At 69.4% G+C, this 14,231-nt stretch carries 17 protein-coding genes and 4 tRNA genes; 6 read left to right on the forward strand and 15 right to left on the reverse strand.

The window, feature by feature from the left end; all coding sequences use genetic code 11:
* Positions 1 to 499: 499 nt before the first annotated feature.
* The 7 genes from rplL to ACIRB7_RS02785 form a co-directional block, all read right to left on the reverse strand.
* Positions 500 to 880 carry a 50S ribosomal protein L7/L12 gene (gene rplL / locus ACIRB7_RS02755; protein WP_403591316.1) on the reverse strand — a complete coding sequence of 127 codons (381 nt, stop codon included), beginning with the start codon at positions 878 to 880 and terminating at the stop codon, positions 500 to 502.
* A gap of 110 nt (positions 881 to 990) precedes the next feature.
* Positions 991 to 1,521, reverse strand: coding sequence for a 50S ribosomal protein L10 (gene rplJ, locus ACIRB7_RS02760; protein WP_403591319.1), 531 nt, complete (start codon positions 1,519 to 1,521; stop codon positions 991 to 993).
* 391 nt (positions 1,522 to 1,912) lie between these two features.
* Positions 1,913 to 2,641 (reverse strand): 50S ribosomal protein L1, encoded by a 729-nt coding sequence (rplA, locus tag ACIRB7_RS02765; protein WP_351901908.1) that lies wholly within the window; start codon positions 2,639 to 2,641, stop codon positions 1,913 to 1,915.
* Positions 2,642 to 2,720: 79 nt separating this feature from the next.
* The gene (gene rplK / locus ACIRB7_RS02770) at positions 2,721 to 3,155 is read right to left on the reverse strand and encodes a 50S ribosomal protein L11 (protein ID WP_315891551.1); all 435 of its coding nucleotides are present in this window, start codon (positions 3,153 to 3,155) and stop codon (positions 2,721 to 2,723) included.
* A 158-nt stretch (positions 3,156 to 3,313) separates the two neighbouring features.
* Positions 3,314 to 4,225 carry a transcription termination/antitermination protein NusG gene (gene nusG, locus ACIRB7_RS02775; RefSeq protein ID WP_403591323.1) on the reverse strand — a complete coding sequence of 304 codons (912 nt, stop codon included), beginning with the start codon at positions 4,223 to 4,225 and terminating at the stop codon, positions 3,314 to 3,316.
* Positions 4,226 to 4,268: 43 nt separating this feature from the next.
* Positions 4,269 to 4,556, reverse strand: a complete 288-nt coding sequence (secE, locus tag ACIRB7_RS02780) for a preprotein translocase subunit SecE (RefSeq protein WP_351213357.1) — start codon at positions 4,554 to 4,556, stop codon at positions 4,269 to 4,271.
* 103 nt (positions 4,557 to 4,659) lie between these two features.
* Positions 4,660 to 4,732: transfer RNA gene (locus ACIRB7_RS02785), tRNA-Trp, on the reverse strand.
* Positions 4,733 to 4,939: 207 nt separating this feature from the next.
* Between ACIRB7_RS02785 and ACIRB7_RS02790 the strand changes: the two genes are divergently transcribed.
* Both ACIRB7_RS02790 and ACIRB7_RS02795 read left to right on the forward strand, forming a co-directional pair.
* A complete protein-coding gene (locus ACIRB7_RS02790) occupies positions 4,940 to 6,166 on the forward strand; it encodes a pyridoxal phosphate-dependent aminotransferase (protein ID WP_351213355.1) in 1,227 nt (408 codons plus the stop codon).
* A 124-nt stretch (positions 6,167 to 6,290) separates the two neighbouring features.
* Positions 6,291 to 7,313 carry an adenosine deaminase gene (locus tag ACIRB7_RS02795; RefSeq protein ID WP_403591326.1) on the forward strand — a complete coding sequence of 341 codons (1,023 nt, stop codon included), beginning with the start codon at positions 6,291 to 6,293 and terminating at the stop codon, positions 7,311 to 7,313.
* Between the two features lie 22 nt (positions 7,314 to 7,335).
* Here ACIRB7_RS02795 and ACIRB7_RS02800 read toward each other — a convergent pair whose 3' ends face one another.
* Positions 7,336 to 7,947 carry a TetR/AcrR family transcriptional regulator gene (locus ACIRB7_RS02800; protein WP_403591329.1) on the reverse strand — a complete coding sequence of 204 codons (612 nt, stop codon included), beginning with the start codon at positions 7,945 to 7,947 and terminating at the stop codon, positions 7,336 to 7,338.
* 87 nt (positions 7,948 to 8,034) lie between these two features.
* Here ACIRB7_RS02800 and ACIRB7_RS02805 point away from each other — a divergent pair, with 87 nt between their 5' ends.
* Positions 8,035 to 8,667, forward strand: a complete 633-nt coding sequence (locus tag ACIRB7_RS02805; protein ID WP_403591332.1) for an NAD(P)-dependent oxidoreductase — start codon at positions 8,035 to 8,037, stop codon at positions 8,665 to 8,667.
* Here ACIRB7_RS02805 and ACIRB7_RS02810 read toward each other — a convergent pair.
* From ACIRB7_RS02810 to ACIRB7_RS02835, 6 genes are all read right to left on the reverse strand, one after another.
* Positions 8,664 to 9,719 carry a UDP-N-acetylmuramate dehydrogenase gene (locus ACIRB7_RS02810; protein WP_403591335.1) on the reverse strand — a complete coding sequence of 352 codons (1,056 nt, stop codon included), beginning with the start codon at positions 9,717 to 9,719 and terminating at the stop codon, positions 8,664 to 8,666. The genes ACIRB7_RS02805 and ACIRB7_RS02810 overlap by 4 nt on opposite strands.
* Before the next feature lie 64 nt (positions 9,720 to 9,783).
* Positions 9,784 to 10,212 carry a MaoC family dehydratase gene (locus ACIRB7_RS02815; protein WP_403591338.1) on the reverse strand — a complete coding sequence of 143 codons (429 nt, stop codon included), beginning with the start codon at positions 10,210 to 10,212 and terminating at the stop codon, positions 9,784 to 9,786.
* Between the two features lie 2 nt (positions 10,213 to 10,214).
* Positions 10,215 to 10,667, reverse strand: coding sequence for a MaoC family dehydratase N-terminal domain-containing protein (locus ACIRB7_RS02820; RefSeq protein WP_351213343.1), 453 nt, complete (start codon positions 10,665 to 10,667; stop codon positions 10,215 to 10,217).
* 100 nt (positions 10,668 to 10,767) lie between these two features.
* Complete coding sequence (rpmG, locus tag ACIRB7_RS02825; protein WP_003956487.1) at positions 10,768 to 10,932, reverse strand: 50S ribosomal protein L33; 165 nt, start codon at positions 10,930 to 10,932, stop codon at positions 10,768 to 10,770.
* A gap of 86 nt (positions 10,933 to 11,018) precedes the next feature.
* Positions 11,019 to 11,091, reverse strand: a tRNA-Met gene (locus ACIRB7_RS02830).
* 44 nt (positions 11,092 to 11,135) lie between these two features.
* A tRNA-Thr gene (locus tag ACIRB7_RS02835) sits at positions 11,136 to 11,208 on the reverse strand.
* Between the two features lie 207 nt (positions 11,209 to 11,415).
* On the opposite strand from ACIRB7_RS02835, the gene ACIRB7_RS02840 reads away from it, so the two are divergent.
* The gene (locus ACIRB7_RS02840) at positions 11,416 to 12,696 is read left to right on the forward strand and encodes an amidohydrolase family protein (RefSeq protein ID WP_403591341.1); all 1,281 of its coding nucleotides are present in this window, start codon (positions 11,416 to 11,418) and stop codon (positions 12,694 to 12,696) included.
* A 2-nt stretch (positions 12,697 to 12,698) separates the two neighbouring features.
* Complete coding sequence (locus ACIRB7_RS02845; protein WP_403591344.1) at positions 12,699 to 13,355, forward strand: NAD(P)H-binding protein; 657 nt, start codon at positions 12,699 to 12,701, stop codon at positions 13,353 to 13,355.
* Between the two features lie 52 nt (positions 13,356 to 13,407).
* Here the strand turns inward: ACIRB7_RS02845 and ACIRB7_RS02850 are convergent.
* Positions 13,408 to 13,489 (reverse strand) — tRNA-Tyr (locus tag ACIRB7_RS02850).
* 171 nt (positions 13,490 to 13,660) lie between these two features.
* On the opposite strand from ACIRB7_RS02850, the gene ACIRB7_RS02855 reads away from it, so the two are divergent.
* Positions 13,661 to 14,152 carry a YajQ family cyclic di-GMP-binding protein gene (locus ACIRB7_RS02855; protein WP_351213308.1) on the forward strand — a complete coding sequence of 164 codons (492 nt, stop codon included), beginning with the start codon at positions 13,661 to 13,663 and terminating at the stop codon, positions 14,150 to 14,152.
* Positions 14,153 to 14,231: the final 79 nt, after the last annotated feature.

The raw sequence follows: 14,231 nt of genomic DNA on the forward strand, positions 1-14,231 counted from the left end.
TATCGCTTCACGGCAGACTTTTCCTGATATGGCCGAAAGGGCCAGTTCAGACGGGGTCGGTCCACGAAGCGGATGCGAAGGTATGCCCCTGGTGACGGGCAGGGGGCAGCTAACAGGCAGCGCAAAGGGTCAGTGTAGCCACTTGGCTCACTGATGTCCAGGGCGAGTTCTTCGCGACCCTCGTTGCTCTCAACTCCGCGGTACCTCGCGCCGTGTGGCGCACCTCGATACTGCCCGTTCAGCCGTCGATCCATGCCTCGGAAACGGATCGTTGTGACGACGCGTCCTGAGAATTGCGCGCTGCGTGCGGTTCGTCAAGGCCCCCCGGTCTGCGGGGCGCACGGCGAAGATCACCATACTCCGCTTCCGGCGGCCCTCAAGGCCCCCGCCACGCCCTTCCCCGGGAACGCCGAAAGGCGACCACCCAGAAGGGTGATCGCCTTTCGGTGCCCTCGCGTTACACGGGGGCGGGAGTCAGCTTCAGCGACTCGAAACGGTCTTACTTGACCGTGACGGAGGCGCCGGCGGCCTTGAGGGACTCGGCAGCCTTCTCGGCGGCCTCCTTCGCGACCTTCTCGAGGACCGGCTTCGGGGTGCCGTCGACGAGGTCCTTGGCCTCCTTGAGGCCCAGGGAGGTGAGCTCACGCACGACCTTGATGACCTGGATCTTCTTGTCGCCGGCACCCTCGAGGATGACGTCGAACTCGTCCTGCTCCTCGGCGGCCTCGGCGGCGGCCGGGGCACCCGGGCCGGCAACGGCGACGGCCGCGGCGGCGGTGACGTCGAACTTGTCCTCGAACGCCTTCACGAACTCGGAGAGCTCGATGAGGGTCATCTCCTCGAACTGGGCGAGGAGGTCGTCCTGAGAGAGCTTCGCCATGATGGGCGATCCTTCCACTAATTCGGCAGGTGCCGGATGTATGTAGAGGCGGGCGTAACGGCCCGCTGCGACCCGCGCACTAGGCGGCGCGGATCAATGCGCGAGCCGAATTACTCGGCACCGCCCTGCTCGGCGAGCTTGACGCGAAGCGCCTCCGCGGTGCGGACGAACTTCGACGGCAGCGCCTGGAAGAGCGAGGCAGCCTGAGACTGCTTGCCCTTGAACGCGCCGGCCAGCTTGCTGAGCAGAACCTCGCGGGACTCGAGGTCCGCGAGCTTCTTGAACTCGTCGGCGGACAGCGCCTTGCCATCAAGGACACCGCCCTTGATGACGAGGTTCGGGTTGTCCTTGGCGAAGTCACGCAGAGCCTTCGCCGACTCCACCGGGTCACCGGTGACGAAGGCGACCGCGGTCGAACCAGCAAGCTGGTCGTCGAGCACGGCGATCCCGGCCTGGTTGGCCGCAATCTTGGTCAGCGTGTTCTTCACCACGGCGTACTGGGCGTTCTCACCGAGCGAACGACGCAGCGTCTTGAGCTGCGCCACGGTGAGCCCCGTGTACGAGGTCAGCACGACGGCGTTCGAGCTGCGGAACTTGTCCTCAAGCTCGGCTACCGCGGCAGCCTTGTCGGGCCTTGCCATAGAGCGTCGGCCTCCTTCCGGGTGATGAGGACCGCTCAGAAGGGGCTGACAAAACAAAACGCCCCGGCGCAGGCGCTCGGGGCTCAGCTCTACCGCATCACGAAGATCCGGGAACTCTTCCTCAATCACCTGCGCGGGTCGTTCGCGTCTCAGCGAATCCTTCGGCCACCGCACCCTGGGGGCGCAGTAACGACCAGCGGTCTTTGGCTTCTTCGGAAGAGTACGCGATCGGGCCGCCCCGGGGCAAATCCGCCCTGATCAAGGCTCCGACCAGGCTTTGGACCCTGCTCCGGACCCTGCTGCGGACCGTGCTCCGGACCGCGGCATGAAGCCGGCCCCGCACCTCAGGAGAGGTGCGGGGCCGGCTGACCACTCAGTGAACCCGTGGGGTTCAGACCGCGGCCGGGTCCTCCTCGACGAGGAGGTTACGGGTGCGGTTGGAGTCCAGCGGGATGCCGGGGCCCATCGTCGTCGTCAGGGTCGCCTTCTTGATGTAGCGGCCCTTGGCGGCGGACGGCTTCAGACGGAGGATCTCCTCCAGAGCCGCGGCGTAGTTCTCGACCAGCTTCGTCTCGTCGAAGGAGACCTTGCCGATGATGAAGTGCAGGTTCGAGTGCTTGTCGACGCGGAACTCGATCTTGCCGCCCTTGATCTCGTTCACAGCCTTCGCCACGTCGGGCGTGACGGTGCCGACCTTGGGGTTCGGCATGAGACCACGCGGGCCGAGGACGCGGCCGAGGCGGCCGACCTTGCCCATGAGGTCCGGGGTGGCCACCACGGCGTCGAACTCGTTCAGGCGGTTGCCCTTGGAGATCTCGTCGATGAGCTCGTCGGAGCCGACGATGTCGGCGCCGGCGGCGATCGCGGCCTCGGCACGGTCACCGGTCGCGAAGACCAGGACCCGGGCGGTCTTACCGGTGCCGTGCGGGAGGTTCACGGTGCCACGGACCATCTGGTCGGCCTTGCGCGGGTCGACACCCAGGCGGAAGGCGACCTCGACGGTGCCGTCGAACTTCGTGGTGGCGGTGTCCTTGGCGATGCGGACGGCCTCGAGAGGAGCGTAGTTCCGCTCACGGTCGATCTTGGCGTCCGCGCCGCGGAGAGCCTTGCTGCGCTTCACTGCTTCTCCTGTTGGTTCAGGTATGGAGTCGTGGTGCGGGCCGCGCCGGCCCTACCACTGTGGTCTGACGGGGGCTTGATCAGCCCTCGACCGTGATGCCCATGGAGCGGGCGGTGCCAGCGATGATCTTGGACGCGGCGTCCAGGTCGTTGGCGTTCAGGTCGGGGAGCTTGACCGTGGCGATCTCGCGGACCTGGGCAGCCGTGAGCTTGGCGACCTTGGTCTTGTGCGGCTCGCCGGAGCCCTTGTCCACACCCGCGGCCTTGAGGATCAGCTTGGCGGCCGGCGGAGTCTTCGTGATGAAGGTGAAGGAGCGGTCGTCGTAGACCGTGATCTCCACCGGCACGACCATGCCACGCTGCGACTCGGTCGCGGCGTTGTAGGCCTTGCAGAACTCCATGATGTTGACGCCGTGCTGACCGAGCGCGGGGCCGACCGGCGGGGCCGGGTTCGCCGCACCGGCGTTGATCTGGAGCTTGATAAGCCCCGTGACCTTCTTCTTCTTGGGAGGCATTGCTCTCTCCGGGTCCTAGTGAGAGTGTTCAGCCCGCCATCCGGTCATCCGGATGGAGGCATACCGCACAACGATAACGGGTATAGACGCGCGGCTAAAAACCGAGCAGGTCAGAGCGGCTGCGAGAGCCACTCTGACCTGGTCGGAAACCTGTGAGATCAGTTCTTCTGGATCTGGTCGAAGCTGAGCTCGACCGGGGTCTCGCGACCGAAGATCTCGACGAGACCCTTGACCTTCTTCGAGTCGGGGTTGATCTCGTTGATCGTGGCCTGGAGGGTCGCGAAGGGGCCGTCCGTGACCGTGACCGAGTCGCCGACCTCGAAGTCCAGCACCTGGACCTCCAGCCTGCGGGCCGGAGCCGGCTTGCCCTCGGCCTCGGCGGCCTCGCGGGCGGCCTTCTCCTCGGCCTCCGGGGCGAGCATCTTGACGATCTCGTCCAGGGTCAGCGGGTACGGGTCGTAGGCGTTGCCCACGAAGCCGGTGACGCCGGGGGTGTTACGGACGACGCCCCAGGACTCGTTCGTCAGGTCCATGCGGACGAGCACGTACCCGGGAAGCTTGTTCTGCTTGACGTTCTTCCGCTCGCCGCCCTTGATCTGGACGATCTCTTCCTCGGGGACCTCAGCCTGGTAGATGAATTCCTCGACGTTGAGCGAGACGGCACGCTGCTCGAGGTTCGCCTTCACGCGCTTCTCGTAGCCCGCGTAGGTGTGGATGACGTACCACTCGCCGGGGAGGGTGCGCAGCTCCTCGCGGAACGCGGCGACCGGGTCGACCGGGGCGGCCGGCTCGGCCTCCTCGTCGGTCTCTTCCTCGGCGTCCTCGTCCTCGGCCCCGGCCTCTTCCCCGGCGGTCTCGACGGTCTCGTCCTCGTCGCCCTCGGCGGCGTCGACGTCCTCGTCGGTCTCCTGCTCGTCCTCGTCCTCGACGTGGAGAGCGGCTTCCTCGGCGGCCTCGCCGGCAGCGTCGTCAGCAGCGTCGGCCTGGTCCTCGTCGGCGGCCTCGACGATGTCCAGCTCGTCCTCGACGGACTCGGACTCGAAGGCGTCGTTCAGGTTCGCGTCAGACACGGTGGCTGCTTCTTCCTGCGATACAGAGTGGTGGAACAAAAAGTCAGCCGAAGACGTACTTGACTGCTTCCTGGAAGCCATAGTCAATCACGGTGACAAGGCCGATCATGATGACGACGAAGATGATCACCACAGTGGTGTACGTCGACAGCTGGCTGCGCGTGGGCCAGACGACCTTGCGGAGCTCGGCGACGATCTGACGGTAGAAGAGCGCGAGACGGCCCAGAGGGCCCTTCTTGCCGCGCTTGCCGCCCTTACGGGACTTCTTCTTCGAGTCGGAGGCCTCGTCATCGGCATCAGGCATGTCGATGGAGCCTACGGCGTCCGTCACGATCTCTCACCTGATTCCGGGTCGGCCGTGCCGCGCCCGGGTGGAGCCGCACGGCGGTGCAATGAAGTACGTACATGCGCACAACACCTGGCGGTGTGTGTAGCAGGGCCGGAGGGACTTGAACCCCCAACCGCCGGTTTTGGAGACCGGTGCTCTACCAATTGAGCTACGACCCTTTGTTGGTGTCCCCCAACCTACCGCATCGTGAGATGTGGTCGGTGCGGGCCAACGAGCAGTGAGCATACGTGGTCAGAGGGGTCCGCGTCGAACAGAAACCACGAGCGACCTGCTGTCGGACGCGCGTACGACCGGGAATGCCCGTTCGTGTCCGGTCCGTGAAACCTGTGTGCCGGGCCGCGAAGCGGTCTGGGACGATGGGCCGTATGAGCGCTGCTACCCCTCCCACCGAGCGTCGGGTCTCCGCCCGGATCGGTGCGATCTCCGAGTCCGCCACCCTCGCCGTCGACGCCAAGGCCAAGGCCCTCAAGGCCGCTGGGCGCCCGGTGATCGGTTTCGGCGCGGGTGAGCCCGACTTCCCGACCCCCGACTACATCGTCGACGCGGCCGTCGAGGCCTGCAAGAACCCGAAGTTCCACCGCTACACCCCGGCCGGCGGTCTGCCGGAGCTGAAGGCGGCCATCGCCGCCAAGACGCTGCGCGACTCCGGCTACGAGGTCGACGCTTCCCAGGTCCTGGTGACCAACGGCGGCAAGCAGGCGATCTACGAGGCCTTCGCCGCGATCCTCGACCCGGGCGACGAGGTCATCGTCCCGGCGCCGTACTGGACGACGTACCCCGAGTCGATCCGCCTCGCCGGCGGTGTCCCGGTGGAGGTCGTCGCCGACGAGACCACCGGCTACCGCGTCTCGGTGGAGCAGCTGGAGGCGGCCCGTACGGAGCGGACCAAGGTCGTCCTCTTCGTCTCCCCTTCGAACCCGACCGGCGCCGTCTACAGCGAGGCCGAGACCGAGGCGATCGGCCGCTGGGCCGTCGAGCACGGTCTGTGGGTGCTGACGGACGAGATCTACGAGCACCTCGTGTACGGCGACGCGGCCGCGGTCTCCCTGCCGTCGGTCATGCCGGAGCTGCGCGACAAGTGCATCGTCGTCAACGGTGTCGCCAAGACGTACGCGATGACCGGCTGGCGGGTCGGGTGGATCATCGGCCCGAAGGACGTGGTGAAGGCCGCGACCAACCTCCAGTCGCACGCCACCTCGAACGTGAGCAACGTGGCGCAGATGGCCGCGCTCGCCGCCGTCTCGGGCAACCTGGACGCGGTCGCCGAGATGGGGCGCGCCTTCGACCGGCGCCGCCAGACGATCGTGCGCATGCTCAACGAGATCGAGGGTGTGCTCTGCCCGACCCCGGAGGGCGCGTTCTACGTGTACCCCTCGGTGAAGGCGCTGCTCGGCAAGGAGATCCGCGGCAAGCGCCCGCAGACCTCGGTCGAGCTCGCGGCCCTGATCCTGGACGAGGCCGAGGTCGCGGTCGTCCCGGGCGAGGCCTTCGGCACGCCGGGCTACCTGCGTCTGTCGTACGCGCTGGGTGACGAGGACCTGGTGGAGGGCGTCTCGCGCATGCAGAAGCTGCTCGCCGAGGCCACCGACTGATTGCGGTCCCCCGCACTGCGGGCCCCCGGTTCTTCGGAACCGGGGGCCCGTTTTTGCGTTCTAGCAAGGTCCCGATCGTGGAAACGGGGTGTCTTCGTCCGTTCGGGTGCGGCAGGATCGCTCAATGGAGCACGTACACCGCGACATCACCCTGCTGCCCAAGGCCCATCTGCACCTGCACTTCACCGGTTCGATGCGGCCCACGACGCTCATCGAGCTGGCCGACAAGTACGGCGTGCACCTCCCCGAGGCGCTGAGCAGCGGTACGCCTCCCAAGCTGCGGGCGACCGACGAGCGCGGCTGGTTCCGCTTCCAGCGGCTCTACGACATCGCCCGCTCCTGTCTGCGGACGCCCGAGGACATCCAGCGGCTGGTGCGCGAGGCGGCCGAGGAGGACGTCAGGGACGGTTCGGGGTGGCTCGAGATCCAGGTCGACCCCACCTCGTACGCGCCGCATCTCGGCGGGCTCATCCCGGCCCTCGAGGTCATCCTGGACGCGGTCGACGCGGCGGCGCGGGACACCGGCCTCGGGATGCGGGTGCTCGTCGCGGCGAACCGGATGAAGCACCCCCTTGAGGCGCGGACGCTCGCGCGGCTCGCGGTGCGGTTCGCGGACCGGGGCGTGGTGGGCTTCGGGCTCTCGAACGACGAGCGGCGGGGCATGGCGCGGGACTTCGACCGGGCCTTCGCCATCGCGCGTGACGGCGGTCTCCTCGCGGCCCCGCACGGCGGCGAGCTGACGGGTCCCGCGTCCGTACGGGACTGCCTGGACGATCTGCGGGCGACGCGGGTCGGCCACGGTGTGCGGTCGGCGGAGGACCCGAGGCTGCTGCGGAAGCTCGCGGAGCGGGGCGTGACCTGCGAGGTCTGCCCGGCGTCCAATGTGGCGCTCGGGGTGTACGAGAGGCACGAGGACGTACCGCTGCGGACCCTCTTCGAGGCGGGGGTGCCGCTGGCGCTCGGCGCGGACGACCCGCTGCTGTTCGGTTCGCGGCTCGCGGCGCAGTACGAGATCGCCCGCCGGCACCACGGGTTCACGGACGCGGAGCTGGCGGAGCTGGCCAGGCAGTCGGTGCGGGGCTCGGCCGCTCCGGAGGGCATCCGGACGAAGCTGCTCGCGGGGATCGACGACTGGATCGCCGCCTGAAGGACCGCCGGGTGCTGGATCGCTAGGTGGTGGGGCGCCGGCCGAGTCCCCCGAGCAGGGTGCGGGCGAGCGCGCGGGCGAAGTCGTCGAGGGAGTCCGGCGGTCTGCGGTCCGGGGTGGTCTCCCAGGCGAAGGCGCGCTGGACGCAGGCGCCGAGGAGCAGGGACGCGGCGGCCACCGGGTCGGCGTCGGCGTCGATGCGGCCGTGCCGCTGCTCGGCGCGCAGATAGGCGGCGAGGCCTTCGATGGGCTTGTGGGGGCCGCTGCCGTACGCACGCATGGCCTCGTCGTGGCGCTGCTTGAGCTGCGGTTCCGCGTAGAGGGAGGCGACGACAGGGAAGGTCTGCTCGTAGAAGAGGGCCGCCCGCCGGGCGATCTCGGTCAGGTTCTCCTCGACGGTGCGGCCGCCGGGGTCGACGGCGAGCGCGCCGAGAAGCCCGCCGAGCTGCGGCAGCCGCTCGCTGAGGACGGCGAGGAACAGCTCTTCCTTGCTGGTGAAGTACTTGTAGAGCGCGGCCTCCGAGCAGCCGGCGGCCTTGGCGATCTCCTTGGTCGTGGTGCGGGCGAGCCCCGCCGTCCGCATCAGGTCGCGGGCCGCGTCGACGATCCGTACCCGGGTCGGCTTCTGTTCCATGCATCCTCCAGCGACGCTTGACGCGTGAGTGAGTATCCACCCACCCTGGGGGTGAGTGAACACTTACCCACCCCGGGAGGGTGCGACATGAAGCTCACTGTCTTCGGTGCGACCGGCGGCATCGGCCGGGAGATCGTCGGCCAGGCGCTCGCCTCGGGCCACGAGGTGACGGCGGTGGTACGGAACCCCGCGGGGCTCACGGCGACGGGTGAACGGTTGACGGTCCTCCGTGCCGACCTGTCCGACCCCGAGACCCTCCGCGGCGCCGTCAAGGGCCGGGACGCGGTCCTCTCCGGCCTCGGGGCCCGGTCCCGCGCGGACGCGGGGGTGGCCGCCCGGCTGACGCGCTCGGTGCTCACGGCCATGGAGGCGGAGAAGGTGCGCCGCCTCCTGGTGGTCAGCGCGGCCCCGCTCGGTCCGGTCCCGGACGGTCAGGCGGTCCTCGACAAGGCCGTCCTCGCGATCATCAACACGGTCCTGAAGGACGTCTACGCCGACCTTCGGGTCATGGAGTCCGACCTCGCCGCGAGTACCGCCGACTGGACCTCGGTACGCCCGCCCAAGCTGACGGACAAGCCGCGCACCGGCCGCTACCGCACGGTCGTCGGCGGCACCCCGTCCCGGGGCCGCTCGCTGGCCCGCGCGGACGTGGCGCACGCGATGCTGGCGATGATCGACGACCCGGCGACGGTCAAGCAGGGTGTGGGCGTGGCGTACTAGAGCGCGACGCCCACCGTGACGGGCTCGTTGACCAGGGTGATCCCGAAGGCGTCCCGGACCCCGGCGACGACCTCGCGGGCGAGCGCGAGCAGGTCCTCGGTGGTCGCCTCGCCCCGGTTGGTGAGCGCGAGCGTGTGCTTGGTGGAGATCCGCGCGGGGCCGGAGCCGTACCCCTTGGTGAACCCGGCCTTGTCGATCAGCCAGGCGGCGGAGGTCTTGGTGAGGCCCTCGCCGGCGGGGAAGGCGGGCGGGGTGACGTCCGCGCCGAGCCGCTCGGCCACGCGCGCGTGGAAGGCGGCGGACTCCTCGTCGTTGAGGATCGGGTTGGTGAAGAACGACCCGGCGGACCAGGTGTCGTGGTCCTCGGGGTCCAGGACCATGCCCTTGCCGGCGCGCAGTCGCAGGACGATCTCGCGGGCCTGCGCGAGCGGCACCCGGTCCCCCGCCTCGACGCCGAGGGCGCGGGCGGTCTCCGGGTACTTGATCGGCGCGGAGAGCCCGTCCGCGTCCTCCAGCCGGAACCGGACCCGCAGCACCACGTACCGCTCGGGGTGGTCCTTGAAGAGGCTGTGCCGGTACGAGAAGGCGCACTCGGCGTTGGTGAGGGTGACGGTCTCCTCGGCGCGCCGGTCGTAGGCGACGACCTCGGTCACGGTGGCGGAGACGTCCTGCCCGTACGCGCCGACGTTCTGGATCGGGGTCGCGCCGGCCGAGCCGGGGATGCCGGCCAGGCACTCGATCCCGGCGAGCCCGGCCTCGACGGTCCGGGCGACGGCGTCCGTCCAGACCTCGCCCGCGGCGAGTTCGAGACGGGTCCCGTCGAGGGAGAAGCCGGTGGTGGCGACGCGCAGCGCGGTGCCGTCGAAACCCTTGTCCCCGATGACCAGGTTGGATCCGCCGCCGATGACCAGGAGCGGCGTCCCGGAGGCGTCGGCCTCGCGGACCGCGGCGACGACCTCGTCGTCGGTGGTGGCGGTGACGAGCCGGGCGGCGGGACCGCCGAGCCGGAAGGTGGTCAGGGGGGCGAGGGGGGCGTCGTGGAGAAGCTGCACGGGCTCAAGGGTACGAGAAAGCCCATATTCCATTGCGCACGCATGGAATATGGGCTTCACGGGTTCAGGCGAGGCGGACCACGGCCCGGCTCATCCCCAGCACCTTCTGTCCGGCGCACATCGCGGTGAGGTCCACCCGCACCCGCTGGTCGTCCAGCTTCGCGCCGACCTTGGCGCTGACCTCGACGAGGGCGCCCTCGTCGTCGTTGGGGACGACGACCGGCTTGGTGAAGCGGACGCCGTACTCGACGACGGCGGCGGGGTCGCCGGCCCAGTCGGTGACGACGCGGATCGCCTCGGCCATGGTGAACATGCCGTGGGCGATGACGTCGGGGAGGCCGACCTCCACCGCGAACTTCTCGTTCCAGTGGATGGGGTTGAAGTCCCCGGAGGCGCCGGCGTACCGGACGAGCGTGGCGCGCGTCACGGGGAAACTCTGCGCGGGCAGCTCGGTGCCGACCTCGACCTCGTCATAGGTGATCTTCGCGGTCATGGTCAGACCCCCTCGGGTGCGCGGGAGACGAGCTTGGTCCAGGCGGTGACGACGTGCTCGCCCGAGGCGTCGTGGACCTCGCCGCGGATGTCCAGGACGTCGTTGCCCGCGAGGGACTTGATCGACTCGATGGTGGAGGTGACCGAGAGCCGGTCCCCGGCGCGTACGGGCCGGGTGTAGGCGAACTTCTGGTCGCCGTGGACGACGCGGCTGTAGTCGAGACCCAGCTGCGGGTCCTCGATGACCGCGCCGGCCGCCTTGAATGTGATGGCGAACACAAAGGTGGGCGGGGCGATCACCTCAGGGTGACCGAGCGCCTTGGCCGCCTCGGTGTCGGTGTACGCGGGGTTGGCGTCCCCGATCGCCTCGGCGAACTCGCGGATCTTCTCGCGGCCGACCTCGTAGGGCGGGGTGGGCGGATAGGTCCGGCCCACGAAGGACTGGTCGAGCGCCATGGACTCGATACCTCCTGGATTGGTTGCCGATGATGCCGGTGTTGCCGACAAACGACACGAGGCCGCCCCCTGGTGGGGACGGCCTCGTGTACGAGCCTGATTAACGCGTCTCGCGGTGTGCAGTGTGCGAGTTGCAGCGAGGGCAGTGCTTCTTCATCTCAAGTCGGTCCGGGTTGTTACGCCGGTTCTTCTTGGTGATGTAGTTCCGCTCCTTGCACTCCACGCAGGCCAGCGTGATCTTCGGGCGGACGTCGGTGGCAGCCACGTGAGTGCTCCTTGGACGGATGGGACGGATGAACGCATAAAAGAGTAGCCGATCGAAGGACCGACCCCGCAATCGGCTACCGTGTGTAGCGGTGACCGGACTTGAACCGGTGACACAGCGATTATGAGCCGCTTGCTCTACCGACTGAGCTACACCGCTTTGATGATCCGGATCCCGTCCGAAGACGGGTTCCTTCTCACCAGAGCCCCAATACGGAATCGAACCGTAGACCTTCTCCTTACCATGGAGACGCTCTACCGACTGAGCTATTGGGGCGAGCGAGGAAGACATTACACGGTCTCCGGCCCATCACCCAAATCCGTTTCGCGGCCCCTGGGCAACCGTCCTCACCAGGTGTCACGTACGCCACTCGTGGCCTCATCGGTACGACTATTGCGCTCCTCCTCGAAGGTCGTGGCGAGCGCCCCTAGGCTCGGCCCCACGCTTCGTGATCTTGATCTTGAGGAGCCTTGAGGAGCCCCGATGTCAGCCGAAAGCAAGCAGCCCCAGCCGCCCGACGACGGGGCCGCCACCACCGCCGACTCGGCCTCGCTCCTGCTCTCCCACGCGCGGCTGACCGACGGCCGGACCGTGGACGTACGGCTGGTCGGCGGCCGGATCGAGGCCGTCGGCACGGCCGGGAGCCTCCCCGCCGTGGGCGCGCGCGTGGACCTGGCCGGCTATCTGCTGCTGCCCGCCGCAGCCGAGCCCCACGCCCACGCCGACACGGCCCTCTCGGCCGACTCCCCCGGCCCCGTCTCGTACGCGCCCGAGGACGTGCAGCGCCGCGCCACCGAGGCCGCGCTGCTCCAGCTCGGCCACGGCGCGACCGCGCTCCGCGCGCACGTGCGGATCGGCGACGTGCAGGGGCTCGGGCCGCTCGAAGCCGTGCTCCAGGCCCGGCGCTCGCTGCGCGGCCTCGCGGACCTCGCCGCCGTGGCCGTACCCCGGCTGCTCACCGGGGTGGCGGGCGCGGACGGTCTCGCGATGCTGCGGGACGCGGTGAAGATGGGCGCGGGAGTGGTCGGCGGGTGTCCGGATCTCGACCCGGACCCGGCCGGATACGTGGAGGCGGTCCTGGAGGTCGCGGCGGAGCACGGGGTCCCGGTCGACCTGCACACCGACGGGGACGACCCGGCCCGGCTCGCCCGGCTCGCGGCGATGGCCGGCGGGCTGCGGCCCGGGGTGACGATCGGGCCGTGTGGGGGCCTCGGCGGGCTTCCCGCCGACGCGGCGCGGCGGGCGGCGGACCAGCTGGCGGCGGCCGGGGTGACGGTGGTGTGCCTGCCGCAGGGCGGCTGCGGGGGTACGGAGCGGCGCGGGGCCGCGCCCGTACGGCTGCTGCGGGCGGCCGGGGTGCGGGTCGCGGCGGGCAGCGGGGCGCTGCGGGACGTGTCCAACCCGGTGGGGCGGGGGGACCCGCTGGAGGCGGCGTACCTGCTGGCCTCGCTCGGCGGGCTGCCGCCCGAGGAGGCGTACGCGGCGGTGAGCGCGGAGGGCCGGAGCGCGATGGGGCTGCCGGAGGTGCGGGTGGAGGCCGGTTTCCCCGCGGAGCTGCTCGCGGTGCGCGGCGAGCGTCTGTCGGGCGTGCTGTCCCTCGCGTACAGCCGGATCGTGGTGCACCGGGGGCGGGTGGTGGCGCGGACGAGCGCGGTGCGGGAGTACTGCGACTCGGCGGCGGCGCTGGACCTGCCGCGCCAGACGCGCCCGGAGCGTCCGCCCGAGCCGGGAAGCCCTCCGGCCGGTCCCGTCGTACGGTCGTGAGTATGCGCATCGTCATCGCTGGAGGACACGGACAGATCGCCCTGCGCCTGGAGAGGCTTCTCTCGGCGGGCGGGCACGAGGTCGCGGGGATCATCCGCAGACCGGAACAGGCCGGAGACCTGAGGGACGCGGGGGCCGAGCCCGTCGTCCTGGACCTGGAGTCGGCGTCGGTCGAGATGGTCGCCGCGGTCCTCCAGGGCGCCGGCGCGGCCGTCTTCGCGGCGGGCGCGGGGCCGGGCAGCGGCGCGGAACGCAAGGACACGGTGGACCGCGCGGCGGCGGTGCTCTTCGCCGACGCGGCGGTACGCGCGGGCGTGCGGCGCTATGTCGTCGTCTCCTCGATGGGCGCGGACGCGTCCCACCCGGGCGACGAGATCTTCGACGCGTACCTCCGCGCCAAGGGGTCCGCCGACGACGAGGTCCGCGCGCGGGCGGCCCTGGACTGGACGATCCTGCGCCCGGGCACCCTGACGAACGACGCGGGCACGGGCATGGTCCGGCTGGAGGCCCGTACGGGCAACGGTCCGGTGCCCCGCGACGACGTGGCGGCGACTCTCGCGGAGATCCTCGACACCCCGGCGACGGCCGGCCTCACCCTGGAACTGATCGCGGGCTCGACCCCGCTGTCGGTCGCGGTGAAGGACGTGGCCGGAAACTGACCTGGACAACGAGTGAAGGTCCCCGGTGCAAGCACCGGGGACCTTCTTCACGTGGCGACGCCAGGATTCGAACCTGGGTAGGCTAAGCCGACGGATTTACAGTCCGCTCCCATTGGCCACTCGGGCACATCGCCATGAGATTGCTGCCGTGGAGCCGCTTTTCGGCGGTGTTCCGTGGCAACGACGTAAACAATACCTGATCCCCGGGGGTGGTCCGCCACCGGATTGATCAGCGGTTCGGGCCGTGGCACACCCCCTAGGCTTTGGGCTGTACCCCACAGCATCCGAGCAAGGAGCCACGAGTCATGGCCGACTCCAGTTTCGACATCGTCTCCAAGGTCGAGCGGCAGGAGGTCGACAACGCCCTCAACCAGGCCGTGAAGGAGATCTCCCAGCGCTACGACTTCAAGGGAACCAACGCCTCGATCTCCTGGTCGGGCGAGAAGATCCTGATGCAGGCGAACGGCGAGGAGCGCGTCAACGCGATCCTCGACATCTTCCAGACCAAGCTGATCAAGCGCGGGATCTCGCTGAAGTCGCTGGACGTCGAGGGTGAGCCGCAGCTGTCCGGCAAGGAGTACAAGCTCTTCGCGTCGGTCACCGAGGGCATCTCGCAGGAGAACGCCAAGAAGGTCGCGAAGGCCATCCGGGACGAGGGCCCCAAGGGCGTCAAGGCACAGGTCCAGGGCGACGAGCTGCGGGTCAGCTCGAAGAGCCGCGACGACCTGCAGGCCGTGCAGACGCTGCTCAAGGGCAAGGACTTCGACTTCGCGATCCAGTTCGTGAACTACCGCTGACCTCGTAGCGGTCGTGAGGCTCGTGTCCGAATAGCGCCAGCCTGGGGCTTGGTGGGACCCGCACACTGGGACGTGGAAG

The sequence above is a fragment of the Streptomyces sp. NPDC093795 genome (genome assembly GCF_044764665.1).
In the GTDB taxonomy this organism is placed as follows: Bacteria; Actinomycetota; Actinomycetes; order Streptomycetales; family Streptomycetaceae; genus Streptomyces.

Bases quoted from the DNA above. Each gene is read 5' to 3' on its own strand.
- rplL (WP_403591316.1), bottom strand. From the start codon at position 880: ATGGCGAAGCTCTCTCAGGACGACCTCCTCGCCCAGTTCGAGGAGATG.
- rplJ (WP_403591319.1), bottom strand. From the start codon at position 1,521: ATGGCAAGGCCCGACAAGGCTGCCGCGGTAGCCGAGCTTGAGGACAAG.
- rplK (WP_315891551.1), bottom strand. From the start codon at position 3,155: ATGCCTCCCAAGAAGAAGAAGGTCACGGGGCTTATCAAGCTCCAGATC.
- ACIRB7_RS02790 (WP_351213355.1), top strand. From the start codon at position 4,940: ATGAGCGCTGCTACCCCTCCCACCGAGCGTCGGGTCTCCGCCCGGATC.
- ACIRB7_RS02795 (WP_403591326.1), top strand. From the start codon at position 6,291: ATGGAGCACGTACACCGCGACATCACCCTGCTGCCCAAGGCCCATCTG.
- ACIRB7_RS02800 (WP_403591329.1), bottom strand. From the start codon at position 7,947: ATGGAACAGAAGCCGACCCGGGTACGGATCGTCGACGCGGCCCGCGAC.
- ACIRB7_RS02805 (WP_403591332.1), top strand. From the start codon at position 8,035: ATGAAGCTCACTGTCTTCGGTGCGACCGGCGGCATCGGCCGGGAGATC.
- ACIRB7_RS02815 (WP_403591338.1), bottom strand. From the start codon at position 10,212: ATGACCGCGAAGATCACCTATGACGAGGTCGAGGTCGGCACCGAGCTG.
- ACIRB7_RS02820 (WP_351213343.1), bottom strand. From the start codon at position 10,667: ATGGCGCTCGACCAGTCCTTCGTGGGCCGGACCTATCCGCCCACCCCG.
- ACIRB7_RS02840 (WP_403591341.1), top strand. From the start codon at position 11,416: ATGTCAGCCGAAAGCAAGCAGCCCCAGCCGCCCGACGACGGGGCCGCC.
- ACIRB7_RS02845 (WP_403591344.1), top strand. From the start codon at position 12,699: ATGCGCATCGTCATCGCTGGAGGACACGGACAGATCGCCCTGCGCCTG.
- ACIRB7_RS02855 (WP_351213308.1), top strand. From the start codon at position 13,661: ATGGCCGACTCCAGTTTCGACATCGTCTCCAAGGTCGAGCGGCAGGAG.